A 23394-nucleotide genomic window follows, 5' to 3' on the forward strand; every position below is an offset into this window, starting at 1 on the left:
AGCTTCCGGAAAGTCCGGCGGGCGGGCCGCCCCTGGCTCAGCCCCTGGCCTTCGCCACCGTCATCAGGATGGCCGAATCCTCTTCCGCCATCAGGCTGTGCAAACCGTCCGGCACGATCAGCAGGTCACCGGCCTTCCCCTGCCACGATTCGTTGCCCGCCTGCAGCCGGACACAGCCCCGAATCACGTAGACCGTCGCATCCCCCGGATTCTGGTGCTCGCTCAGCTGGGTCCCCGCTTTGAAGGCCATCACGGTCTGGCGGAGCACCTTCTCGTGGCCGCCGTAGACGGTGTCGGCGGCCCGCCCGCTGCCGGCCGCGAGCGCCGCGGTGACCTGCTGACGGGCCAGGGCATCGATCGATATCTTCTGCATGCGGGCCACCCTACCCACCGCTGCGGTCCGTGCCGAGGGCCATTTGTCCCGGCCCGCGCAACGCGCTTCTTGTAACCCCCGCCTGCGCCTACGCTGAACTCAGGGGCCAGCACCGGCCGCCATCGCCCTCGAGATCGCGAAAGGGAAGCGCCCTATGAGCGAGGCCATCGGCCCGGGCCGGGAAGCAGTCGAATCGCCCGACGACGACGCCCTCCGCACCCTCGCCGCCACCGCCTTCGGCCTTCCCGAACTGCGCGACGGGCAACTCGCGGGCATGCGCGCCCTCGCCGCCGGCCAGGACGTCCTCGCGGTAATGCCCACCGGCTACGGGAAGTCGGCCCTCTACCAGGTCCCCGCCCTGCTCCTGCACCGGCAGCTGAAGCGGCCCACCGTCGTCGTTTCCCCGCTGATTTCCCTGCAGGAAGACCAACTGGACGGCCTCGCGGAAGCGCTCGGCCCGGACCACGCCGTCGCCGTCAATTCCTCGCACAGCGCCTCCGATCAGGAGCGCGCCTGGCAGTCGGCGGAGCGCGGCGACGCCGTCTTCCTGTTCCTCGCCCCGGAACAGCTGGCGAAGGCCGGCACGGTGAACCGGATCGCGGCCCTCCACCCCGCCTTGTTTGTGGTGGACGAGGCGCACTGCGTCTCCACCTGGGGCCACGACTTCCGGCCCGACTACCTCCGGCTCGGCGAGGTCCGCGAGCGCCTGGGCAACCCGAGGACGGCGGCCCTGACCGCCACCGCTGCTCCCCCGGTCCGTGAGGAAATCCTGGATCGCCTGAGGCTGACGCATCCCCTGGTCCTGGTCCGGGGCTTCGACCGCCCCAACATCAGCCTCGACGTCGTCCGGCACCACGAGGACAAGGAGAAGCGCCGCGCGGTGGTGCGGCAGGCCGCCGCGCTAGTCGGCGAACTGCACGGCCCGGGCCTGGTCTACGCCGCCAAGCGCAAGGACACGGAGAAGTACGCCGCGAAGCTATCGCAGAAGGGACTGCGCGCCGCCGCCTACCACGCGGGCCGGACACCGACGGAGCGGGAGGAGGTCCACCGGCAGTTCCTCGCCGGCGGACTCGACGCAGTGGTGGCCACCACCGCGTTCGGCATGGGAATCGACAAGCCGGATGTCCGGTTCGTGCTCCACGCGGACATCCCGGAGTCGCTGGACAGCTACTACCAGCAGATCGGCCGGGCCGGACGCGACGGCCTGCCCGCACAGGCCGTACTGCACTACCGGTCCGAGGACCTGGGCCTGCGCCGCTACTTCGCCACCCACCGCCCGGACGAGTCCGCGCTGCTCGCCGTCCTTGCTGTCCTGCGCGACGCCGGCGGTTCCGTGCCGACGGCAGACCTGGCCGCCGCCACGGGTTACCCGCGGCGCCGGCTCACCGGGCTGCTGAACCAGCTGCAGGACACCGGCGGCGTCTCCGTGGCGGACGGCCGGATCCGCCTGGACCCCGACGCCGATCCCGCACAGCTGGTGGAACGCGCCGTCGCCCTCGCCGCGGCGCGCGAACGCGTGGACAAGTCCCGCATCGCCATGATGCGCAGCTACGCCGAGACGCACCGCTGCCGGCGCCAGTTCCTGCTGGGCTACTTCGGCGAGGACCTCCCCGCCCCGTGCGGGAACTGCGACAACTGCGCGGACGGGTCGGCGTCCCGGGCGCACGACGTCGGGGCTGCCGCGGCCGCGTCGGCCGGCGCAGGCCCGGCCGACGCCGCGGCGTTCCCGCTGAACTCGGCGGTGGAGCATGCCCTCTGGGGCCCGGGTCTGGTGATGCGGCACGACGACGGGCTGATCACGGTGCTGTTCGAGCGCGAGGGTTACAAAACCCTGTCCCGGAAGGCGGTGCTGGCGAGCGGGCTGCTCACGCCGGCGCCGGGAGCCGGACCCGCGCTCAGTACACCACCCGGAAGTTGCTGAACGCCCCGGTGGCCGGGGTGATCCATTCGTCTACATGATCCACCCGCCCGGGCGCGTCCGGCGAGCGCAGCCAGCTCCGGAACTGCAGCACCACCGCCTGCGGTCCCTCCACAACGACGGCGACCGAACCGTCGTCGTTGTTCCTGACGGTTCCGCATAAGGAGAGTTCCTCGGCCTTGAGCACCGTCCAGTACCGGAACCCGACGGCCTGCACCACGCCCTCCACCCGGGCCGTGAGCCGGACGGCGGTTCCGGTGTCTGCGGCTCCGGACCCCTCAGCGATTTCAGCCATGCCTCCAATGTAGTCCCGGCCCCGGGTCGCCCACATCCGGGCCTTTCGCCCCTTTCAGCCACCGCGGGCGCCCAAGGAGGGTGGAGGGAGACCTCCGGAACTGTGCGCTGCGGACACCCCGCCTCGCCCACCGGAACGCCTGAAAGGAAAAGACAATGGCAGGACAATTCGAGATCTTCACCGACGCAGAATCGAACGTCCGGTTCCGGCTGCTGGGGGCTGACGGCACAGTGCTCGCTGTCTCAAAGGCTTTCGAGGACAAACGTTCCGCGGCGGACGGCATCATGGCGGTCCGCGAGTGCGCCGGCACCGGGCTGATCCGGGAGACGCATTCCACCCCCTGGGGCGGCACCACCTGGACCAAGAGCAGCCAGGTGCCCCACGGCCACACCCGGAGGCGGAGGCACTTCCCGGCAGTGTGAGCATCGTGTGAGGCTCCCGCCCGGTTGGACCACTGGTCCGGCCGGGCGGCGTCGTTAACCCGCGGTTTTCGCCGGCCGCAGCGAGGTGATCATGGTCCGGAGCTGCCGATACTCCGCCGTGTCCCTGTACAGCTTCGCCTTCTCCAGGTACGGCAGCGCCGGATCCCCCGGCGTGGTGTTGTTTGCCGGGTTGTAGGTGCCGCCGAACAGCGCCCCGCTCGGCGGCCACAGGAACAGGTGGAACATGGGGCAGGCCAGCGCCCCGGTCTCCTCGGGCATCATGGTGATCCCGTACCCGGCCGTGGTGGACTGCGTGGGCCCGGGCTCGGTGCCGTCGCCGCGGGACTCAAAGACATAGCGCGGCGCCCCGCGGTCAGCGGTGCCCGGCTCCACCAGCCCCTGGAGGGTCTGGGAATCGTAGACCTGATAGGGGTACTGGGAAGCGCATTCCGCGCCGGTGACAATGTTGGTGCGCAGCTGGGCCATCGCCTTCCCCGCCGCATTGGTGACGTCCACGAACGCCCCGCCGAGCTTGCCGCCGGGATCCCGGGCCGTCCAGTCCGGCGGATAGTCGAAGGACAGCCCGTCCGACGTCGTGAAGGTCTGCCAGTCCGACGGCGTCACGGTCGCCTGGACTCCGGTCGCCGGCGCTCCGCTCCCCGGCGCCGGGGTGCTGGCGGCGGGTGAGCCGCTACTAGGTGAGGCGGGCGCCGTCGGACTATCCGGTGCTGCCGGGGCGCCGCAGCCGCCGAGAAACACGGCCAGTCCCAGGGCGGCCGCCGCCGCCCGAACCCGCGTCACCTGGCCGCTACTTTCCCGCCGGCCGCAGGGACATGATCATCTGCTTGGCCCACTGGTACTCGGGGGTGTCCTTGTACACCTCGGGGCTGTCCACGTGCATGGGACCGCCCGGTGTGGTGTCGAACGGGTCGTAGACGCCGCCAAACGAGGCGCCGCTGGGCGGCCAGTTGAAGAAGTGCGTCATGGGGCATGCCTCGGTCCCAATGGGTTCCGGCTCGGAGGTCAGGCCGTAGGCGAAAATGGTGGCCTTCGCCGGGTCGGTCGCGGTCCGGTCCGTCCGGGCCTCGTAGACGAAGCGCGGAACCGTTCCTTTCTCGGCCAGGGCCGGCACCGGCGCCGTGTCGTATTGCATAAACGGCATCTTCTCCGTGCACTGCGCCCCCGTGACCACCCCGGTGCGGAGCGAGGCGATCGTCTTGCCGTAGTCCGTGAGCACATCCACGGCCGCCCCGTTGGCCCCGGGAGCGGCATCGTTGATGGTCCATTTCTCCGGGTAAATGAAGGTCAGCGTGCCGTCCCCGGTGGTGAACGACTTCCAGCCCGCCGGGGCCGGGGAGGTCGGAGCCTGGGACGCGGTGCCCGACGCGGCGCTCTGCGAGGCGCTCGCCGACGGCGCCGCGGAGGTCGCCGTCGCCGTCGACGTCGCTGACGGGCTCGACGCTGGGCTGGACGCAGTGGCAGAACTGGCCGCCGGCGCGGCGCCGGGTGACCCGCACCCGGCCAGCAACCCTGCGGCGAAGAGTGCGGCAGAACCTACCGTGGCCAATGATGCGGTGCGACGCATGTCCCCCTCCCCCGGAGATGCAAGTGGTTGCACAATTCTCGGGGTTTCCGCCGCGGAATGTAGGGCCGTAGGTCCCGAATCGGCGGCCGGCACGGGAACGCCCGGACCGGCCGGCGCTGGCGTGACCAGACCCACCTTGACTTCCCACCGATTTCAGTTGATTGGCGAAGCTTGCTAGACCTTAAAGGATGCAAGAATTCCTTTCTTCGGCCATGCCTTTCCTCTCCGTGGCCCTGGCCGTGGCCGCCGGGCTGCTCGCCTCGTGGGTGCTGCGCCGGGTTATTCTGCGGCTCAACCGCAAGCAGGAGGCCCTCCGGGAAACCTCTAGGGTGGCGCGAATGCCCCTGCGCCTGGCGCTCTGCCTGATCGGCGTGCGGATCGCCCTTGCCCTGACCACCGACGACGCCGACTGGCGCCGCAACGTGGACCATGTCCTGGTGATCGCTCTGATCGGATCCGTGGCCTGGCTGGCGATTGCCGTGCTGCTGATCATCGAAACTATGGTCCTCACCCGCTACCGGGTGGACGTGGCGGACAACCGGCGTGCCCGGCGGCTCCGCACCCAGGTGATCCTGGCCCGGCGGATCGGCGTCGCGCTGATCGCGATCGTGGCCCTGGGCAGCATCATGCTGACGTTCCCCGCCATCCAGGCCCTCGGCGCCGGGCTGCTGGCCTCCGCCGGGGTGATCTCGATCGTGGCCGGCCTCGCCGCGCAGACCTCGCTGGTCAACGTCTTCGCCGGCATCCAGCTCGCGTTCACGGACGCGATCAGGGTGGACGACGTGGTGGTGGTCCAGAAGGAGTGGGGCCGGATCGAGGAAATCACCCTGACCTACGTGGTGGTGCACATTTGGGACGACCGCCGGCTGATCCTGCCCTCCACCTACTTCACCACCACCCCGTTCGAGAACTGGACCCGGCGCCAGTCCGAGGTGATGGGCACGGTGGAGTTCGACCTCGACTGGCGTGCGCCGGTGGAAGCCATGCGGGCCGAGCTAAAGCGGGTCCTGGCCACCACCGACCTCTGGGACGAGCGTGTGGGCATCCTGCAGATCACCGATGCCACGGCGGGCTTTGTCCGGGTCCGCATCCTGGTCAGCGCCGGGGACAGCGCCTCGCTTTTTGACCTGCGCTGCCTGATCCGCGAGGAGCTGGTGCTGTTCCTTCAGCAGGAATTCCCGACGGCGCTGCCGCACGTCCGGCTCGAATCCATGCCGTCGGCCGCGGCCTCCACTCAACCTGCCGCCAGGCGTCCGGGCAAACTCGCCGCGTCCGACGAGACCGCATCGCGGCTTCCGTCCGACCCGCACGATTCCCAGCTGTTTACTGGTTCGATCGAGGCCTTGCAGCGCTCCCGTGCGTTCTCCGGCCCCGGTGAGGACGTGTTCGAGGACCGGGACAAGTCGGTGGCGGCGCAGAACTAGTGCCGCTTTGCGCGGTTCGCTTTCCCTGGGCGCTTTCCCTGGCCGGCGCCGCTCGGCGCTCCGGTGTCTTCCCTCCCGGCGGGCGCGGGTCGATAATCGGTGCCATGACCATTCCCCCGTCGCCAGAGCCCGATCCGTTCCCGCCCGAGCCCGGGCCGACGTCGCCGGAGCCGCAGCCGGGCGACCCGTTCCCGCCCGAACCCGGCCCTACACCGCCGGCCCCGATCCCCGCGCCCGGCCCAAGCCCGACGCCTGGCCCCGCGCCCACGCCCGGCCCGCTGCCGATCCCGGATCCCGGTCCGGTCCCTCCGCCAGCCGTTCCACCGAGCCCGGACCCCACCCGGTTCTAGCCCGCGTCAACCTTCGGTAACGCCGTGCAGGAAGCGGCGCACCTCGGCGTTGAAGGCCTCCGGCGCCTCGAGCGCCGCCATGTGTCCGGCGTCGGGGATAATGACGAGCTTCGAGCCCGGGATCTGCCGGTGCATCTCGCGTGCCACGCTCATTGGCGCGCGCACATCTTCGGCACCGTACAGGAGCAGCGTGGGCACCGCGATGGTCGGCAGGACATCGCGGTAGTCGGCACGTGCGCTCGCGTTCAAGAGTGCCCGCATTCCCGCCGGATGAAAGTCCGCCATGATGGCGCTGGCTTCTTGCACAACCGCAGGAACTGCACGGTCTGTGAAGAGTGTTGGCAGCCACGCGGGGATGAATCGTTCCGGCGGCAGATCGAGTTCGGCCAGCACCTGGGCATAGCGGCGCTCGACTTCCTCGGGCGGCAGGGATCCCGCCCAGCCGGCGTAGGCCGAGACCAGCAGCAGCGACGCGGGGACGGACGGGTGAGCCCGGCAGAGCTCCAGCGCGATGCCGGAGCCCATGGAGAATCCGAGGAGGTGCGGCTTGCCCGGTACCGCTTCCCGGAGGAACCCGAACAGGGCGTCGCCCAGGTCATGGGCGGTGAAGTCCGCCGGCGGATCGTCCGATCCGCCGCACCCCGGTGCGTCCCAGGCAAAGACCGTGAATTCATCCGACAGCGCGTCGAGCTGGCGTTTCCAAATGCGGCTATCTTCGTAAGCGCCGTGCAGGAGGACCAGCGGCGGCCCCTCGCCCGCACGCCGGTACCGGATGCGCAGGCCCGCAACGTCGACGGTGTCCATACCGCAATGCTAGGTCGATCCGCGGCCTTCCGGCAGGTTCAGGATCAGCGAATCCGCCTGCGACACCCGATTTCGGGTGCCGCAAGCTCTTTTGCGCTTCGGCAGGACGATTTCTTGTCGGTGCCTAGCCGGAGACGATGTCGCGGGTGCGGTGGTCGTACCGGATAACCAGCAGGCCGCCGCGGTGGTGCACCTCGTGGTTGGCGCCGTCGAAGACGCCGAAGGCACCGTAGTTCTCGTCCCAGGACCGGTTGATCGCGATCTTGAAGCTGTACGACCCGGCCGGCAGGTCCGCGGCGAGCTTCCAGAGCTGGTCCACCTCGTCCAGCTGCATCTGGGACTCGTCGTACTGCGGCGCCCAGTTCGCGGGCGCGCCCAGCAGGACGTTGAAGTCGCCGGCGACGGCAACCTCCGCGGGCTGCTCGACGGTCTCCACCGCTGCCGGGGCAGCCGGGGCTGCGGACGCGGGCGCCCCGGCGGCGGCCTTGCGCTTCCGGACGGCCTTGGCGACCGGAGCCACGACCTCTTCGACCAGCTCGGCCATCTTCTCGGCGACCTCTTCGGCTACCTTGACGGCCTTCGGGGCGGTCTTTGCCGTCTTGGCTTTGGCTTTGGGTGCCCGCTTTGCTGCCGGGGCGGACGGCAGCGGGGTGCCCTCCGGAACCGGGGTGCCGGCGTCGAGCGCTGCAGTGAAGGCGGCGGGATCCGCGAAGGCGACCGTGGCGCGCTGGCCGTCCTCGGTGATCGTCCAGCCCGAGCGGCCCTTGACCAGCCAGCCGGCCTTGACCAGCTTGGCCGTGGCGCTGGTGAGGGCCTTGTGGCCGCGGGGGATGCCGCCGCTGAGCAGCTCGCGCTCGTGGTCGTTGAGCGGCACCCGCGCGATCGCCTCGCCGAGGACGACGCCGGCGTTCAGCTTCTCGCCCGACCACACCCCCTCAGCCAGGACATCCAGCACAGCCTTAAGCCGAAGGTTGGTGTTTTCCGCAGCGTTCGCGCCCATGGGTCTCCTTTTGCAGCAATTGATCCACCTGCATTTTGCCAAGCTTCGCCCGGGTTCCGCGACTGGACAAGGTTAACTTTGTGCGTCATGACCCACTGTGACGAGGCAGACAACCGTTGCCCATGGCAAGCAAGCTGACTAGAGTGGCTTGATCGCCGCCACAGCCGGCCCGCTTTGCCCGGGCTCCTCGGCGGCATTCCATCCCCCTCTGCTTCAGGAGATCCCCATGGAATCACGCACCCTCGGCTCGCTCACTGTCTCGGCCCTCGGCCTGGGCTGCATGGGCATGAGCGAGTTCTACGGCCAAGGCGATGAGCAGGAATCCGTCGCCACCATCCAGGCATTCCTCGACGCCGGCGGCACGCTGCTGGACACCGCGGACATGTACGGCCCCTCCACCAACGAAAAGCTCGTGGGCGGCGCCATCGCCGGCCGCCGCGACGACGTCGTGCTGGCCACCAAGTTCGGCAACGAACGCCGCGAGGACGGCTCGTGGGTGGGCATCAACGGCACGCCGGAGTACGTCCGGGCGGCGTGCGACGCGAGCCTGCAACGCCTCGGCGTCGACCACATCGACCTGTACTACCAGCACCGGGTGGACAAGACCGTGCCGATCGAGGAGACCGTCGGCGCCATGGCCGAGCTGGTCCAGGCCGGCAAGGTGAAGCACCTGGGGCTCTCCGAAGCCAGCGCCGACACGGTGCGCCGCGCCCACGCCGTGCACCCCATCGCCGCGCTGCAGACCGAATACTCGCTGTGGGAGCGGGAGCCGGAGACCAAGATCTTCCCGGTCCTGGCCGAGCTCGGCATCGGCTTCGTGCCCTACAGCCCGCTGGGCCGCGGCTTCCTCACCGGACAGCTGCGCAGCGAGGAGGACTTCGCGTCGGACGACTTCCGGCGCCACTCCCCGCGCTTCCAGGGCGAGAACTTCACCCGCAACCTCGAACTCGTGGACCGGGTCACCGAACTCGCTACAGAGAAGGACTGCACCCCGGCGCAGCTGGCCCTGGCCTGGCTGCTGGCCCAGTGCGAGCACATCGTGCCGATCCCCGGGACCAAGAAGCGCGAACGGCTGCGCGAGAACTTGGGCGCCGTCGACGTCGAACTCTCCGCGGACGACCTGGCCCGGCTCGATGAGCTGGCTCCGGCCGGCGTCGCAGCCGGCGCACGGTACCCGCACATGGACAGCATCGACGTCTAAGAAGACAACGCGGGGTCACTTACGGCCGATTCCGACCTCTCGGATGGGCCGTAAGTGACCCCGCGTTGCTTTAAAGGCCTAGCGGCCCGAGGCGGCCAGTTCTGCCAGCAGCTCGGTCTTGCGTTCCTCGCTCGCGAAGGAGGACCGGATGGAGTTGGCGGCGAGCCGGACGCAGTCGAACTCGGAGAGCCCGATCACGGACCTGAGCTGGGCAAAGTTGTCATCCACGTACCCGCCGAAGTAGGCCGGATCGTCCGAGTTCACGCTCACGTTCAGCCCGGCCGCGAGCATGCCCGGCAGCGGGTGCTCGGCCAGCGTGTCCACGGCGCGGAGCCGGACGTTGGAGAGGGGGCAGACGGTCAGGGGCATCAGCTCGTGGACCAGGCGTTCGACCAGTTCGGGATCCTCCATGCAGCGGATGCCGTGGTCGATACGCTCCACGTCCAGCAGGTCCAGCGCTTCGATGATGTACGACGGCGGGCCCTCCTCGCCGGCGTGCGCGATCCGCCGGAGCCCGGCGTCCTTGGCCCGGGCGAAGAGCCGCTCGAACTTCGACGGCGGGTTGCCTACCTCGGCCGAGTCGAGCCCGATCCCGGCAATCGGCGCGTCCATGGCAAGCAGCTGCTCCAGCACCTCCAGCGCCGATTCCTCGGACTGGTCGCGCAGGAACGCGGCGATCAGCAGGGTGGAGATGCCAAACTCCTCCCGGGAGGTGGCCAGCACCGAGGCCACACCGTTGACGCAGGTCGCCAGGGAGACCCCGCGGGACAGGTGAGCCTGCGGGTCAAGCATGATCTCGGCGTGCCGCACCCCGGCCGTCGCGGCCCGGGCCAGGTAGGCGCGGGTCATGTCCGCGAAGTCCTGCTCGGTCTGCAGCACGGCCATGTTGGCGTAGTACAGGTCCAGGAACGACTGCAGGTCCGTGAACTCGTACCGCGCGCGGAGCTCGTCCAGGTCCGCGTACGGCAGCGTGATCCCGTTGCGTTCGGCGAGCGCAAAGATCAGTTCCGGCTGCAGGGTGCCCTCGATGTGCAGGTGCAGCTCCGCGACCGGCAGGGCGGCGTGCACCGCTTCGGGGATCTCGGCGAACTCGGCAACGCCCTCAGCCTGCGGCTCAACTTCCCGCTCCGCCTCCTGGTCCGCCTCCTGGTCCGCCTGCGGCGCCCGAGCGCCGCCGTCGTAAGTTTCCATTCGGTAAGGATATGCCCGCCGGCACCGAGATGCCCGTCCGGGTCAGGGCGGATAGAGTCGAACAGATGCAGAATACCCAGCAGGCTTCCGATCCCGCCGGCCCGGCGCCGGACCATGCGTCGGACGGCTTCGTCCGGGTCCGCGGCGCCCGGGAAAACAACCTGCGCAACGTGGACGTGGACGTGCCCCGCGACGCGATCGTCGCCTTCACCGGCGTCTCCGGCTCCGGCAAATCCTCGTTGGCCTTCGGCACCATCTACGCCGAGGCCCAGCGCCGCTACTTCGAATCCGTGGCGCCCTACGCGCGCCGGCTGATCCAGCAGGGCCACAATCCCAAGGTGGAGCTGATCACCGGGCTGCCGCCCGCCGTCGCGCTCCAGCAGCGCCGCGGCACCCCCAGCTCCCGCTCCACCGTGGGCACGGTGACCACGCTGTCCAACTCGCTGCGGATGCTCTTCTCCCGCGCCGGCAGCTACCCCGACGGCGCCGCGCCGCTGGACTCGGACGCGTTCTCGCCCAACACCGCGGCCGGCGCCTGCCCGGAATGCCACGGCCTGGGGATCGCGCACACCGTCACCGAGGCCTCGCTGGTCCCGGATCCGTCGCTGAGCATCCGCGACGGCGCGATCGCCGCGTGGCCCGGCGCCTGGCAGGGCAAGAACCTGCGCGACATCCTCACCCACCTGGGCTACGACGTCGACACCCCCTGGCGGAAGCTGCCCAAGAAGCACCGCGACTGGATCCTGTTCACCGAAGAGCAGCCCGTGGTGGAGGTGACCCCGCAGCGCGACCGGGTGGCCAAGCCGTACAAGGGCCGCTTCTGGAGTGCGCGCAGCTACGTTTTGCACACACTCGCCGATTCGAAGAGCGCCACCATGCGCGAGAAGGTGCTGCGCTTTATGGAGACCGGGCCGTGCCCGCGCTGCGGCGGCAGCGGCCTGCGCCCCGAGGCCCTCGCCGTGACGTTCGCGGGGAAGACCATCGCCGAGCTCAACGCCGTGCCGATGACCGAACTCGCCGCGGTCCTCCGCCCCACCACCGAACTCACCTCCGCCGGGACCGCCTCGCGCAAACAGTCCTCGGGCGAGGCCAACGAGGTGGCCGTCGCCATCACCCGCGATCTGCTGCAGCGCGTGACCGTGCTCCTGGACCTCGGCCTGGGCTACCTGGCACTGGGCCGCTCCACGCCCACGCTCTCCCCCGGAGAAATGCAGCGCCTGCGGATCGCCACCCAGCTGCGCTCCGGGCTGTTCGGCGTCATCTACGTCCTGGACGAGCCCTCCGCCGGCCTGCACCCTGCCGACGCCGAACCCCTCCTGGCCGTCCTGGACCAGCTCAAGTCCGCCGGCAACTCGGTGTTTGTGGTGGAGCACAACATGGACGTGGTGCGGCGCGCCGACTGGCTGGTGGACGTGGGCCCGCGCGCCGGCGAGGGCGGCGGCGAGGTGCTCTACAGCGGCCCGGTGGCCGGTCTCGCCGAGGTGGAAGCTTCCGTCACCCGGCCGTACCTGTTCCCGGAGGATGCCGAAAAGAGGGCGGACGCCGGCGGTACGCGCGCGCCGCGCTCCAAGGCCCGCCGCGAGGCCGCCGGCTGGCTCGAGCTGCGCGACATCAGCCGCCACAACCTGCAAAACCTCGACGCCGATTTCCCGCTCGGCGTCCTGACCGCCGTCACCGGCGTCTCGGGATCCGGGAAATCGACGCTGGTCAGCCAGGTCCTGGCCGAGGTGGCGAATTCCTGGCTGCACCCCGACGCGGACGCCGCAGCGGCCGCAACGGCGGACGAGGCCGCGGATGCCGGTGAGCCCGGCATCCCGCTGAGCGTCGGCCCGGTGACCGGGCTGGAGCAGATCGACCGGCTCGTGAGGGTGGACCAGAAGCCGATCGGCCGGACCCCGCGCTCCAACCTCGCCACCTACACCGGGCTGTTCGACGCCGTCCGCAAGGAATTCGCGGGCACGGACGAAGCGAAGGCCCGGGGCTTCGGCGCCGGCCGGTTCTCGTTCAATGTGGCCGGCGGACGCTGCGAGACCTGCCAGGGCGAGGGCTTTGTGGCCGTCGAATTGCTGTTCCTTCCCGGCAGCTACGGCCCGTGCCCCGAGTGCCACGGCTCGCGCTACAACCCGGAAACCCTGGAAGTGACCTATCGCGGCAAAACCATCGCGGAGGTGCTGGGCCTGACCGTCAACGCGGCCGCCGACTTCCTGGCGGGTGTCCCCGCCGCGGCCCGGGCCCTGCAGACCCTGCGCGAGGTGGGCCTGGGCTACCTCCGGCTGGGCCAGCCCGCCACCGAGCTCTCCGGCGGGGAGGCCCAGCGGATCAAGCTCGCCACGGAACTGCAGCGTGCCCAGCGCGGCCACTCGCTCTACCTGCTGGACGAGCCCACCACGGGACTGCACCCGGCCGACGTCGAACTCCTGATGGCGCAGCTGCAGCGGCTGGTGGACGCCGGCAACACGGTGGTGGTGGTGGAGCACGAGATGGACGTGGTGGCCGCCGCGGACTGGGTGATCGATCTGGGACCCGCCGGGGGCGACGCCGGCGGGAAGATCATCGCCGCCGGCGAGCCCGCCGTCGTCGCCCGTTCCAAACAAAGCAGGACCGCCCCGTACCTTGGGCTGGCGCTGGGCGGCTGAACCGCCGAAAAGTTCCGGCGGGGGGTTGATCCGCGCCCGGGGCTGCCCTACCGTGGACGCACGCCCGCAATCGGGCGTTTGCATGCCCGGTGCTGCCACCACCAGAACTGCCCGACTGGCAGCCACCGCAGATGACCTCTAGACGTCAGGGGTGGGCAGTGGCACGATAACGTCCGGGGACGGACCGAGCGCCGGTGGCCCTCAGGAGCAGCCGAACCCATGAAGACCTCAACCCTCACTACTGCCGCGCGCCGCGGCGCCACCCTGGCCGCCATCTCGGTCGCCGGCATCGCCCTCTCCGCCACCGGAGCCAGCGCCTCCACCCCCGCCGCGACCGCGACTTCCACCTGGGATGCGCTGGCCCAGTGCGAGAGCGGCGGCAACTGGAGCATCAACACCGGCAACGGCTACTCCGGCGGGCTGCAGTTCAGCCCGGGCACGTGGGCCGCCCACGGAGGCACGGGCTCGGCGGCCAGCGCCAGCCGTGAGCAGCAGATCGCCGTCGCGGAGAAGGTCCAGGCAAGCCAGGGCTGGGGCGCGTGGCCGGCCTGCTCGGCGCAGCTGGGCCTAAGCGGCGGCGCGGCAGCGGCCCCTGCGCAACTTCCGGCAACCAAGGCTCCGGTCCAGTCCGTTCCGGTCCAGTCCGTTCCGGTCCGGTCCGTTCCAGTGCAGCGGGCCCCTGTTCAAACGGCGCCCCGGCACGTTGCCGCAGTGGCCTTGAGCGGCGAGACCTACACGGTTCAGAACGGCGACAGCCTGAGCAAGATCGCCGGGCAGCTCAACATCACAGGCGGCTGGCAGCTCCTGGCCGACGCCAACGCGGACACCATCAGCGACCCCGACCTCGTGCTGGCGGGCCAGGTCCTGAAACTCCCCGCCTGAGCCGACGAAAGGTGATTAAGCGGCGACGCCGGGGCACCCTGTGCGGGCCGCTCCGGCGTCGTCGTTCAATCGTTTTCAGACCGCCGTCTTCAGGCGGCCTTGGGCAGTTCGCGGATGATGCGGACCTTCCACGCGGCGTCGTCGCTGGTGTCCAGCAGGGCCACGGTGCCCTGGGCGAGGTGCAGGGCGACGCGCTTGGCGGCGAGGAGTTCGAGGTAGAGCTGTTCGTTCATCCGGGCGGGGGTGTCGATGACGTACTTCACCGCGTCGCGGACCTTGCGGTAGTTGGCGCTGCGCTCCCGGTGCAGGTGCAGCTCGAGCATCCGGCGCTGGCGCAGCCGCGGTTCGTGCCGGTTGAGCCAGGAGACGGCGGCGTGGACGGCCACCACGACGGCGAGGGAGATCGCGTAGATTTCCCAGCCGCTGGAGAGCAGGAAGAGCGGCAGGTTGGCGATCGCGACGACCGCGATGAGGAGCCGAAACGCGAGCAGGCGGCGCATGGTCAAGGCAACCGAGGCCAGGGCGGCGCGGAAGCCGCTCTGTTCCTTGCGGGCCTCGGCCGGGTCAAGGGTGAACTCCTCTAGGACCAGGATTCCGTTGGCTTCCGGGCCGAGCATTTGTCCGTACTTGGGCGCAAAGGGCGCCGGTGATTTAGGGGTCATGGCGGGTCTTCCGTGCGGCTGGGGTGGTTCCCGTAAATGGTAGAACCCGGAGCTGGGAACTGTCTGTAGGTATCCGCAATGTGAACACGCTCACCCGCGAGGCCCAGCAATTGGTGATGCGGCGCCGTGGCCCCAAACTGGAGAGATGCAGACTTTCCTCCCCTTCCCCGATTTCCGGCAGAGCGCCGCGGCCCTTGACGACGCGCGGCTCGGCAAGCAGCGCGTCGAGGCGCTGCAAATGCTGCGCGCGCTGGTAATTCCCGAGTACGGATGGCAGTCCCACCCGGCCGTCCGGATGTGGATGGGCCACGTCCCGGCCCTGACGATGTACGGCCTGGCCATGGTGGATGAATGGACCGCCCGCGGCGGCGAGGATGCCACCCGGGACAAGATCATGGAGTTCGCCCCGCAGGCCGCGCACCCGGACTACGCGGCCAAGATCCCGATGCCGTACTGGCTGGGGAACCCGGACTTCCACCTGAGCCACCGCTCCCGGCTGCTCGCAAAGGACGAGCGGTTCTACGCGTCGGTGTTCCCCGGCACGGACCCGGATCTTGAGTACGTGTGGCCCGAACCCAAGCACGAACTGCTGCCCGAAGATCCCGCGGGTGAGCGCATGTGGGTCCTGCGCCTGCCGCTGGGCGACGCCGACCCGCAGCAGCTGGACACCATCAGCCTGCCCCCGGTCCGCGGTTCCGCCGCTCCCGCCGGCGACGACGAGTACCAGTTTGTCTACGCGGACAACGGTTCGCGCCGGCCGGACAAAAACGCCCGCAAGCGCCCGGCCAAGCCGCTGGTGAAGAAGCCCACCCGCAAGCGGCAGGCCCAGGAAGACGCCTTCACCACCCTGCCCGGGAAGTCCGTGGTGGCGATCCCGTTCGACGGCGGCCAGTCCTTCGCCGTCGGCGAGGTCCAGGGCCGGCCCATCACCGTGGACGGTGTGTTTGCCCGCAACTTCCACGTCAACGAGATCGTTGCGCGCCGGGACTTCGACTACCCGGCACTTTTGCAGGATCCGCGGGTCTTCTTCCCCATCGCGGCGCGCTAGCTCCGGGCGGCGCGGTAGCTCCGGGCGGGGCTGGCCGGCTGGCTGGCCAACCCCTCGCGGGTTCCGTTCGACGTCGACGTTTCCAAACATCGAGGCGGACCGGAACCCGCGAGCGGGGCGCCGCTGCCCACCGCACCGCCTCCGGCGGTTGCTTCCCCAACTCTGGGCAACTGCCGTTCTTTGGCATATGGTGGCAGCCACCGCCCCGCTTTCCGGGGTGGTGTTGCCACGCCAGAGCTACTTGGGGGAAGTCATGGCCGCAGGAGACGGAGCTGCCGAACAGTCTCGCCTAGCCGCAGATCGCGTCACGCGGCTGCGCCGGGAGTTGGAACGCGCCGAACGCAACGCCCACGCCTGGTCAACGGGCGCGGCCGGCGAGGTACTGGTCGCCGAGAAATTGCAGGCGCTCGAGCCCGACGGCTGGCTGGCCCTCCATGACGTGCACTGGCCGGGTCGGCCGAAAGCCAACCTTGACCACCTCCTCGTTGGACCCGGTGGCATCGTGATTGTCGACGCCAAACACTGGAGCGGCGAGGTCCGTCTTTGGGAGGGCAGCCTCCGGCAAAACGGTTACAGTCGAGAACCGGAAATTGAGGGTGTGCTCCAGCAGGCCTCGGCCGTTGCGGCGCTTCTTGAGCCGAACCACCGGCGACTTGTCCAAGGATGGATCTGCCTGGTGGGCCAACCTGAGCTCCGCGGCACGACAACCAGCCGGATCAGGGTCGAGGGTCTGAACACAATTACCGCGGCCGTCGCGGGCCTTCCCGCCGTCCTGGATCCGGAGCTGGTACCCACAATCCACGCGCATTTGCAGCAGCTGCTGGGCGGAACCACGAGTCCCCGGCTTCTAACCACGGCGCAGTTCAGTGCGGGAAGGTTCGAGTCGAGCGACGCTCCTGCTGCCTCCCTCCGGCAGTGGCGGACGCGGCCGGCACCGGCTCCGGCCAGGACCCGCCGCCCCCGCGGCCGGAAGAAACGGACAAGCATCGCCGCCGCCCTGATGCAGCTTGTCTTCTTGATCGCCGTGGCGTCCCTGCTGATCAACTTCTTGTCCAGTTACCGGCCCGCAGTTACCCCGGCTCCCCGCCCCTCCCCGGCCGTCACCCAAACTGTCCCTGCCCGTTAGCTGCCCCGCTCGCGGCATCACTGCGCAATTGCTGGCAGACTGGCCGGTATGACTGTACTGCTGGCCGGTTGCGGCGATCTGGGGACCGAGGCCGGGCTGCGCTTTGCCGCGGCCGGACACCGTGTGGTGGGCTGGCGACGCTCGCCGGAGAAACTGCCGGCGGCCATCGAGGGCGCCGCGGCTGACCTGAGCCGTGGCGAACTGCCGCCCATCCCGGCGGACACCACCGCCGTCGTCGTATCCATTGCGGCGGATGCGCCCACCGAGGAGGCGTACCGGGCCGCGTACGTGGACGGCCTGGCGCATGTGCTCGACGCCGTGGCGGCGTCCGGGGCGCCGGTCCGCCGGATGCTGTTCGTCTCCTCCACCGCAGTGTACGGCGACGCCGACGGCGGCTGGGTGGACGAAGCGACGACGCCGAGTCCCGGCGGATTTTCCGGCCGCATCATCCGCGAGGCCGAGGAGCTGCTCTATAGCCGTCTTCGCGGGACCGGAATTTCCCCCGTGGTGCTGCGTCTTGGCGGCATTTACGGGCCCGGCCGCACCCGGCTGATCGACCAGGTACGCGGCGGCTCGGCGGTAATCCCGGCGGAGTCCCGCTTCACCAACCGGATCCACCGCGACGACGCCGCTGCCGCGATCGTGCATCTCTGTTTGATGGCTGCGGAGCCCGCGCCTGTGTATCTGGGTGTGGACAACGAGCCTGCTGAGTTGGGCGAGGTGTTGCGGTTCCTGGCTGGCGAGCTGGGGCTGCCGGAGCCCGGCCGGGCTGAACCGGCGTCGGGGGTTGGAGCCGGATCTGGTGCCGGATCGCGCGTCGGCGAGCCGTCGCGGGGTGGGAACAAGCGCGTCAGCAACGCGCTCCTGCGCGGCACCGGCTTCGAGTTTGAGTATCCGAGCTTCCGCGAGGGCTACCGCGCCATCCTGGCCGGCGTCGGCGAGCGGCACCCCTGACGTACAGACGACGGCAGACCACGATCCCCAACGAGGAGCAGCATGGACTTTAGAAGCATCATCGAGGCAATCGGCGGCCTCATGGACTTTGCCGGGGTGGCCGTGATGGTGGTGGGCGCGCTGGTTTCCCTGCCGATGGCGCTGCGGGGTGTCCAACCGCGCGGGCTTCCGGCCGACTCGGAGCCGCTCTCCAAATACCGCTCCTACCGGCAACTGCTGGGTCGGTCTATCCTGCTGGGCCTCGAACTGCTGGTCGCCGCGGACATCATCCGCACGGTGGCCATCACCCCGACGTTCGAGAGCGTCGCCGTGCTGGCCGTCATCGTGCTGATCCGGACCTTCCTCAGCTTCTCCCTCGAGCTCGAAATCACCGGCCGCTGGCCCTGGCAGAAGCAGCCCGCAGGCGCCCCAGCGGCGTCGACGGCCAGCTGACTGGTTCCCCCGAGAGCGGAAAACCCTTCTCGGCTGTTGCTGCCTCCGGCTAGGCTCGCGAAATGACTAATTCCCTTGCCTCCAAAGCCACCGAATTTCTGAGTCTGCACCGAGCCCCCGATATTCTTCAAGTCATCAACGTCTGGGATTCGATCACCGCAAAGGTGGTCGCTGAGATCCCGGGCACCACGGCCCTGGCCACGGCCAGCCACTCCATCGCCGCCTCGCTGGGCTATGAAGACGGCGAGAAGATCCCGCTGGACGAGATGATCAGCGCCGTCGGCCGCATCGCCGCCGCGACTTCCCTTCCGGTCAGCGCCGACCTTGAGTCGGGCTACGGGAACCCTGGCGAGGCAGTACGCAAGGCGATCGGCGTCGGCATTGTGGGTGCCAACATCGAGGACCAGATGCGCCCCCTCGCCGACGCAGTCGACCAGATGAGTTCCGTGGTGCGGGCAGCCGAGGCCGAGGGCATCGACTTTGTCCTCAACGCCCGCACGGACGCGTTCCTCAAAGGCAAGGACCGGGACCCCGGCTCCGTGCTCGCCGACGCAGTTGAGCGCGGCCGGGCGTTCCTCGACGCCGGCGCAACCACGGTGTTTGTACCTGGCCTGCTGGACGAAGCCACCGTTATAGCGCTGGTGGACGGCATCGGGTGGAACAAAGTGTCAGTCATCAACGTTCCCGGATCGCTCGCCCCGGCCCGACTCCAGGAACTCGGCGTGGCCCGCATCTCCTACGGCCCGTGGACCCAGCGAGTGGCACTGACGGCCCTGGCCGACTCCGCGGCGTCGCTGCTGGCCGGCGGAGCGCTTCCGGAAGGAACCCGGGCCCTGAACTAATGGAGACGGATCCGTGGCCCAACGCGCCGGAGTTGCCCCGGCCGGTCATCATGGACCAGCGCTGGACCGACGCCGTCTTCCTGCACTGGCGGATCCCGGAGGCCGTTGCGGCGGCTTTTATGCCCCGCGGCGTCGTTCCGGACGTGTTTGACGGATCGGCCAGGGTGGGGCTCATCGGCTTTCGCATGCAAGGCGCCGGTTTGGGCAACGGACCGGGGGTTCCCTACTTCGGCAGTTTCAACGAGATCAACGTGCGGCTCTACTCCCGGGAGGCTGACGGGACCAGGGGCGTCGTGTTCCTGAGCCTGGACGCGTCGCGGCTGGCGGTGGTTCTAGCGGCCCGGGCAGCCGGCATCCCGTACGTGTGGTCCCGGAACCGGTTCCGTGCAGCGAGCCCGTCCGACCCCTCGACCGGGTATTCGGTGCAGCGTTTCCGGGGCGGTGCGCGGACCGATTTCGCGGTAACACCAGAGTTCGACGCCGAGGCCAGCGATCCGCTGTCCGTCCACCTCACGGCCCGGTTCGGACTCCACACCCGCTTCCGCGGCAAGACGCTCTACGTTCCCAATACCCACGGCCCCTGGCCGCTGTTCCGGGCACAAGTGACCGTGCTGGAGGACCAACTCGTCGCGGCGGCCGGCATCACGGTGTCCGGACCGCCCGAATCGGTGTTGTATTCGCCGGGCGTCCGGACGCAGTTTGGCTGGCCGCGGGTTCTGCGCGGCGGGAATTCCTTCGGTTGAGCAGAGCTACCTACCCGCTGCGTACCCCTGGGCGCCGCGGGGGTTGGCCGCTGCCTGCAGCACCCCGGTCGCCGGATCCCTGACGACGGCAGACAACCGGCCCAGCGTCCAGCCGCCGGCCACCGTCACCACGTGACCGCGGCGCTCGAGCCCGGCGATGACGTCGCCGCCCAGCCGGTCCTCGACCACGGCGCCTCCGGGTTCCCAGGTCCGCGGCCAAAATGATCCGGGCATCGACGTCGTATGGAACGTGGGTGCGTCGATGGCTTGCTGCGGTGAGTAGCCGCCCACGATCGTGCGCAGCAGGTACGGCAGCTGCCACTGGTCCTGCTGGTCTCCGCCGGGCGAACCCAGCGCTGTCACGGCGCGGCCCTCACGGAGGACCAGCGTCGGGGTCAGCGTAGTGCGGGGCCGCTTGCCGGGGGTGAGGGTCGACGGTGTCCCCGGCTCGAGCCACGTCATCTGCAGCCGGGTCCCAAGGCAGAATCCCAGTTCGGGAATCGCGGGCGAGGACTGCAGCCAGCCGCCCGACGGCGTGGCCGAGACCATGTTTCCCCAGCGATCAACGACGTCGATGTGGCAGGTATCGCCCCTGGTTTCTCCGCTCGGCGCCACGGTGGGCTCCCCGACGCCGAGGCCCACAGAGCCCACCTGAGCCAGCGCCGGCGGCGTGTACTCGGTCCGCAACACCGGCAAGTACGGCTCCCGCCCCGGCACCTGTCCCGGCCGGAACTCGTGGGACGCGCGCTCGGTGATCAGTGCCCGGCGGCCCGCGCAGTACTCCTCGGAGAGCAAGTAATCCAGCGGCACGTCCGTGTCCCCGTAATAGGCCTCGCGGTCCGCCAGCGCCAGCTTCTGCGCCTCCAGGATCGTGTGCGCCCCGAGCTCGGTGGACGGGTCGAGGAAGCGGTCCTCGAAACCGTCGAGGATGGCGAGGGTCTGCAGCAGCGCCGGTCCCTGCCCCCAGGGCCCGGTCTTGGCGATGGTGTGCCCGCGGAACTCGACGGTGGCCGCCGCCTCGTAGCCGGCCGCAAAGCCGGCCAGATCGGGCAGGGCCAGTACACCGGCGTGGTCGGTGCCGGAGGAGTGCCGGTGCGGGGTCTGCACCGACTCGACCATCGCGTGGGCGACGAAGCCCTCACTCCACTCCCGCCGGGCGGCGTCGATCCGGGCCTCCCGGGACGAGTCGGCCAGCCCGGCCGCGATGAGCCGTTCCAGGGTGCGGGCATAGGCGGGGTTCCGGATGAGCTCGCCCTCGGCCGGGATCCGTCCGCCGGGCATCCAGAGCTCAGCCGAGCTGGGCCAGTGCTCCTGAAACAGCTCAGCCACCGCGGCAATCGTGGTGCCGACACGGCCCAGCATCGGGTGCCCGTCACGGGCATAGTCGACCGCGAACTCCAGCACGGCGTCCAGTTCCCAGGTCCCGTGGTCGCGCAACAGCAGGAGCCAGGCGTCGACGGCGGCGGGCACCGCGGCGGCCAGCGCCCCGGAGCCGGGCACCAGTTCCAGGCCTTCGGCGCGGTAGTGCTCCACCGTCGCCGCGGCCGGAGCCGGCCCCTGGCCCATCAGCACCACGGGCTTGCCGGGGTCCGATGCCGTCACGAAGACGCCGGTCATGTCGCCGCCGGGGCCGTTGAGGTGGGGCTCCACGACGTGCAGCACAAAGGCGCCGGCCGTGGCGGCGTCGAACGCGTTACCGCCGCGTTCGAGCACCGCCTGGGCCGCCGCCGTCGCGAGCCAGTGCGTGGAGGCACTCATCCCGAAGGTTCCCTGCAGGGTGGGTCGGGTGGTGAACTGCTCCGGCGCGGTGAACGTCATGGATCAGCCGAACAGCGCCGCCACGCGGGTGAGGGTTTCGTAGACCCCGTAGGCCAGCGGAACTCCGACGAGGGCCCAGGCCACGGCCAGCCGGCCGGTGGACGCTTTGACGGCTGCCTGCGCGCCGGGGGTGTGTGCTGTGCTCATCTCAGGCCTCCATGGCGGGTTCGTTAGACCGCTCGCGGTCCGGGCGGGGTTCGTGGAATCGTGCGTCGACCGGCTTGACCAGCAGGTTGGCGACGAAGCCCACCACCAATAGCGCCACCATGGTCAGCAGCGCCGGCTGGTAGGACGCGGCGGTCAGCTTACCGGGGGTGCCCTGGGCATCCAGGAAGGCGTTGACGATCAGCGGCCCGGCGACGCCGGCGGCGGACCAGGCGGTCAGCAGCCGGCCGTGGATGGCGCCGACCTGGAAGGTTCCAAAGAGGTCCCGCAGGTAGGCCGGGACGGTCGCGAACCCGCCGCCGTAGAAGGAGATGATGAGGAACGCGAGCGCCACGTAGAGGATGGTGGTGGTGGACCCGGCCAGGGCCAGCACCGTGTAGAGCACGGCGCCGACGCCGAGGTACACCATGTAGATGCGCTTGCGGCCGGTCACGTCGGAGGTGGCGGACCAGGCGAAGCGCCCGGCCATGTTGCCAATGGAGAGCAGCCCGACGAAGCCCGCGGCGACGGCGGCACTGACCAGGGAGGCGCCGTCGGACTGGCGGAAGAAGTCCTGGATCATCGGCGCGGCCTGCTCCAGGATGCCGATGCCCGCGGTGACGTTACAGAACAGCGCGACCCAGACCAGCCAGAACTGCTTGGTCTTGACGGCGTTCTTGGCTGAGACGTTCTCCGTGGTGACGAGCTTGGCGGCCTTGACCTTCGCTGGGTCGAAGCCCGTCGGCTTCCAGCCTTCGGCCGGGACCTTGATGGTGAAGGCGCCGAAGAGCATGTAGGCAAGGTAGACGACGGCGAGGGTCAGGAAGAGCTTGCCCACGGAGTCGCCGCTGGCCACCCAGCCCTTGGCGCCGGAGTTCGGGTCGTACATCTTCAGGAGCGCGGTGGAGACCGGGCTGGCGATCAGCGCGCCGCCGCCGAAGCCCATGATGGCCATACCGGTGGCAAGGCCCGGCCGGTCCGGGAACCACTTGATCAGCGTGGACACCGGCGAGATGTAGCCGATGCCCAGGCCGATGCCGCCCACGAAGCCGTAGCCGAGGTAGACGAGCCACAACTGGTGCGTGAAGATGCCGAGCGAGCCGATCAGGAAGCCACTGACCCAGAACATGGCCGAGGTGAACATCGCCTTGCGCGGGCCGTTTTTGTCCACCCAGGTGCCCATGATGGCCGCCGACAGACCCAGCATCACGATGGCGATGGAGAAGATCACGCCGATTTCGGTGAGGCTGGCGCCAAAGTGCTTGACCAGCGCCGTTTTGTAGACGCTCGTCGCGTAGGCCTGGCCGATGCACAGGTGGACGGCGAGTGCCGCAGGCGGCACCAGCCAGCGGTTGAATCCCGGCGGTGCGATGGTTCGGTCCCGGTCCAGCCAGCCCATAATTGCTCCCCTCGATTTGTCTGGCGACGTCGATGTCCCAGCGATCCAGAGGCCAAAGCCCTAAATTTGGGCAGTTGCCTCCGGCAATCATGGTGCAAATCATCAGTAAACGTAGGGTTAATGCGCCGAGTGGTAGGGAATCCGC

General features: G+C 69.6%; 23 protein-coding genes. 12 read left to right on the forward strand and 11 right to left on the reverse strand.

Annotated elements, in window-relative coordinates:
* Nucleotides 1-37: 37 nt before the first annotated feature.
* Nucleotides 38-373 (reverse strand): cupin domain-containing protein, encoded by a 336-nt coding sequence (locus tag AC6I9V_RS04680; protein ID WP_349413128.1) that lies wholly within the window; start codon nucleotides 371-373, stop codon nucleotides 38-40.
* A gap of 154 nt (nucleotides 374-527) precedes the next feature.
* Here AC6I9V_RS04680 and AC6I9V_RS04685 point away from each other — a divergent pair, with 154 nt between their 5' ends.
* Nucleotides 528-2294: a RecQ family ATP-dependent DNA helicase gene (locus AC6I9V_RS04685; RefSeq protein WP_349413127.1), complete on the forward strand. Its 1767-nt coding sequence runs from the start codon at nucleotides 528-530 to the stop codon at nucleotides 2292-2294.
* Here AC6I9V_RS04685 and AC6I9V_RS04690 read toward each other — a convergent pair.
* On the reverse strand, nucleotides 2269-2586 hold the full coding sequence (locus AC6I9V_RS04690; protein ID WP_349413126.1) for an acylphosphatase: 318 nt from the start codon (nucleotides 2584-2586) through the stop codon (nucleotides 2269-2271). The genes AC6I9V_RS04685 and AC6I9V_RS04690 overlap by 26 nt on opposite strands.
* A 155-nt stretch (nucleotides 2587-2741) precedes the next feature.
* On the opposite strand from AC6I9V_RS04690, the gene AC6I9V_RS04695 reads away from it, so the two are divergent.
* Nucleotides 2742-3008: a YegP family protein gene (locus AC6I9V_RS04695; RefSeq protein WP_349413125.1), complete on the forward strand. Its 267-nt coding sequence runs from the start codon at nucleotides 2742-2744 to the stop codon at nucleotides 3006-3008.
* Nucleotides 3009-3062: 54 nt separating this feature from the next.
* Here the strand turns inward: AC6I9V_RS04695 and AC6I9V_RS04700 are convergent, their stop codons facing one another.
* Together AC6I9V_RS04700 and AC6I9V_RS04705 are read right to left on the reverse strand one after the other, a co-directional pair.
* The gene (locus tag AC6I9V_RS04700) at nucleotides 3063-3809 is read right to left on the reverse strand and encodes a hypothetical protein (RefSeq protein ID WP_497898531.1); all 747 of its coding nucleotides are present in this window, start codon (nucleotides 3807-3809) and stop codon (nucleotides 3063-3065) included.
* Nucleotides 3810-3816: 7 nt separating this feature from the next.
* A complete protein-coding gene (locus AC6I9V_RS04705; protein WP_497898532.1) occupies nucleotides 3817-4593 on the reverse strand; it encodes a hypothetical protein in 777 nt (258 codons plus the stop codon).
* Between the two features lie 212 nt (nucleotides 4594-4805).
* Between AC6I9V_RS04705 and AC6I9V_RS04710 the strand changes: the two genes are divergently transcribed.
* Complete coding sequence (locus AC6I9V_RS04710; protein WP_497898533.1) at nucleotides 4806-6017, forward strand: mechanosensitive ion channel family protein; 1212 nt, start codon at nucleotides 4806-4808, stop codon at nucleotides 6015-6017.
* Nucleotides 6018-6373: 356 nt separating this feature from the next.
* Here AC6I9V_RS04710 and AC6I9V_RS04715 read toward each other — a convergent pair whose 3' ends face one another.
* Nucleotides 6374-7171 (reverse strand): alpha/beta fold hydrolase, encoded by a 798-nt coding sequence (locus AC6I9V_RS04715; RefSeq protein ID WP_349413121.1) that lies wholly within the window; start codon nucleotides 7169-7171, stop codon nucleotides 6374-6376.
* A gap of 124 nt (nucleotides 7172-7295) precedes the next feature.
* The gene (locus AC6I9V_RS04720) at nucleotides 7296-8171 is read right to left on the reverse strand and encodes a pullulanase X25 domain-containing protein (protein WP_349413120.1); all 876 of its coding nucleotides are present in this window, start codon (nucleotides 8169-8171) and stop codon (nucleotides 7296-7298) included.
* Nucleotides 8172-8397: 226 nt separating this feature from the next.
* Between AC6I9V_RS04720 and AC6I9V_RS04725 the strand changes: the two genes are divergently transcribed.
* Entirely contained in the window at nucleotides 8398-9372 is a 975-nt protein-coding gene (locus AC6I9V_RS04725; protein ID WP_349413119.1) for an aldo/keto reductase, read from the forward strand.
* Nucleotides 9373-9450: 78 nt separating this feature from the next.
* Here AC6I9V_RS04725 and AC6I9V_RS04730 read toward each other — a convergent pair whose 3' ends face one another.
* Nucleotides 9451-10563: an adenosine deaminase gene (locus tag AC6I9V_RS04730; RefSeq protein ID WP_497898534.1), complete on the reverse strand. Its 1113-nt coding sequence runs from the start codon at nucleotides 10561-10563 to the stop codon at nucleotides 9451-9453.
* Nucleotides 10564-10628: 65 nt separating this feature from the next.
* Here AC6I9V_RS04730 and uvrA point away from each other — a divergent pair, with 65 nt between their 5' ends.
* Entirely contained in the window at nucleotides 10629-13199 is a 2571-nt protein-coding gene (uvrA, locus tag AC6I9V_RS04735) for an excinuclease ABC subunit UvrA (RefSeq protein WP_497898535.1), read from the forward strand.
* A 219-nt stretch (nucleotides 13200-13418) separates the two neighbouring features.
* On the forward strand, nucleotides 13419-14081 hold the full coding sequence (locus AC6I9V_RS04740) for a transglycosylase family protein (protein WP_349413116.1): 663 nt from the start codon (nucleotides 13419-13421) through the stop codon (nucleotides 14079-14081).
* 89 nt (nucleotides 14082-14170) lie between these two features.
* Here the strand turns inward: AC6I9V_RS04740 and AC6I9V_RS04745 are convergent, their stop codons facing one another.
* On the reverse strand, nucleotides 14171-14743 hold the full coding sequence (locus tag AC6I9V_RS04745; protein ID WP_349413115.1) for a hypothetical protein: 573 nt from the start codon (nucleotides 14741-14743) through the stop codon (nucleotides 14171-14173).
* A 145-nt stretch (nucleotides 14744-14888) separates the two neighbouring features.
* On the opposite strand from AC6I9V_RS04745, the gene AC6I9V_RS04750 reads away from it, so the two are divergent.
* The 6 genes from AC6I9V_RS04750 to AC6I9V_RS04775 all read left to right on the forward strand — a co-directional run bounded on the left by AC6I9V_RS04750 (nucleotide 14889) and on the right by AC6I9V_RS04775 (nucleotide 19888).
* Nucleotides 14889-15791: an MSMEG_6728 family protein gene (locus tag AC6I9V_RS04750; protein WP_349413114.1), complete on the forward strand. Its 903-nt coding sequence runs from the start codon at nucleotides 14889-14891 to the stop codon at nucleotides 15789-15791.
* A gap of 253 nt (nucleotides 15792-16044) precedes the next feature.
* Nucleotides 16045-16917, forward strand: coding sequence for a nuclease-related domain-containing protein (locus AC6I9V_RS04755; RefSeq protein WP_349413113.1), 873 nt, complete (start codon nucleotides 16045-16047; stop codon nucleotides 16915-16917).
* Between the two features lie 48 nt (nucleotides 16918-16965).
* A complete protein-coding gene (locus AC6I9V_RS04760; RefSeq protein WP_349413112.1) occupies nucleotides 16966-17871 on the forward strand; it encodes an SDR family oxidoreductase in 906 nt (301 codons plus the stop codon).
* A 42-nt stretch (nucleotides 17872-17913) separates the two neighbouring features.
* The gene (locus AC6I9V_RS04765; RefSeq protein WP_349413111.1) at nucleotides 17914-18303 is read left to right on the forward strand and encodes a DUF1622 domain-containing protein; all 390 of its coding nucleotides are present in this window, start codon (nucleotides 17914-17916) and stop codon (nucleotides 18301-18303) included.
* A gap of 62 nt (nucleotides 18304-18365) precedes the next feature.
* On the forward strand, nucleotides 18366-19145 hold the full coding sequence (locus AC6I9V_RS04770) for an isocitrate lyase/PEP mutase family protein (RefSeq protein WP_349413110.1): 780 nt from the start codon (nucleotides 18366-18368) through the stop codon (nucleotides 19143-19145).
* The gene (locus AC6I9V_RS04775) at nucleotides 19145-19888 is read left to right on the forward strand and encodes a YqjF family protein (protein WP_349413109.1); all 744 of its coding nucleotides are present in this window, start codon (nucleotides 19145-19147) and stop codon (nucleotides 19886-19888) included. Before AC6I9V_RS04770 ends, AC6I9V_RS04775 begins: the two co-directional genes overlap by 1 nt.
* Nucleotides 19889-19894: 6 nt before the next feature.
* On the opposite strand, the gene AC6I9V_RS04780 is transcribed toward AC6I9V_RS04775, so the two are convergent.
* Genes AC6I9V_RS04780 through AC6I9V_RS04790 form a run of 3 tightly spaced genes read right to left on the reverse strand, consistent with a single transcriptional unit; the run spans nucleotide 19895 to nucleotide 23249 of the window.
* The gene (locus tag AC6I9V_RS04780) at nucleotides 19895-21706 is read right to left on the reverse strand and encodes a gamma-glutamyltransferase family protein (RefSeq protein WP_349413108.1); all 1812 of its coding nucleotides are present in this window, start codon (nucleotides 21704-21706) and stop codon (nucleotides 19895-19897) included.
* Nucleotides 21707-21709: 3 nt separating this feature from the next.
* Nucleotides 21710-21853, reverse strand: coding sequence for an MFS transporter small subunit (locus tag AC6I9V_RS04785; protein WP_349413107.1), 144 nt, complete (start codon nucleotides 21851-21853; stop codon nucleotides 21710-21712).
* A 1-nt stretch (nucleotide 21854) separates the two neighbouring features.
* On the reverse strand, nucleotides 21855-23249 hold the full coding sequence (locus AC6I9V_RS04790) for an OFA family MFS transporter (RefSeq protein WP_349413106.1): 1395 nt from the start codon (nucleotides 23247-23249) through the stop codon (nucleotides 21855-21857).
* Nucleotides 23250-23394: the final 145 nt, after the last annotated feature.

The sequence above is a fragment of the Arthrobacter sp. SlRoot2-15 genome (assembly GCF_059739345.1).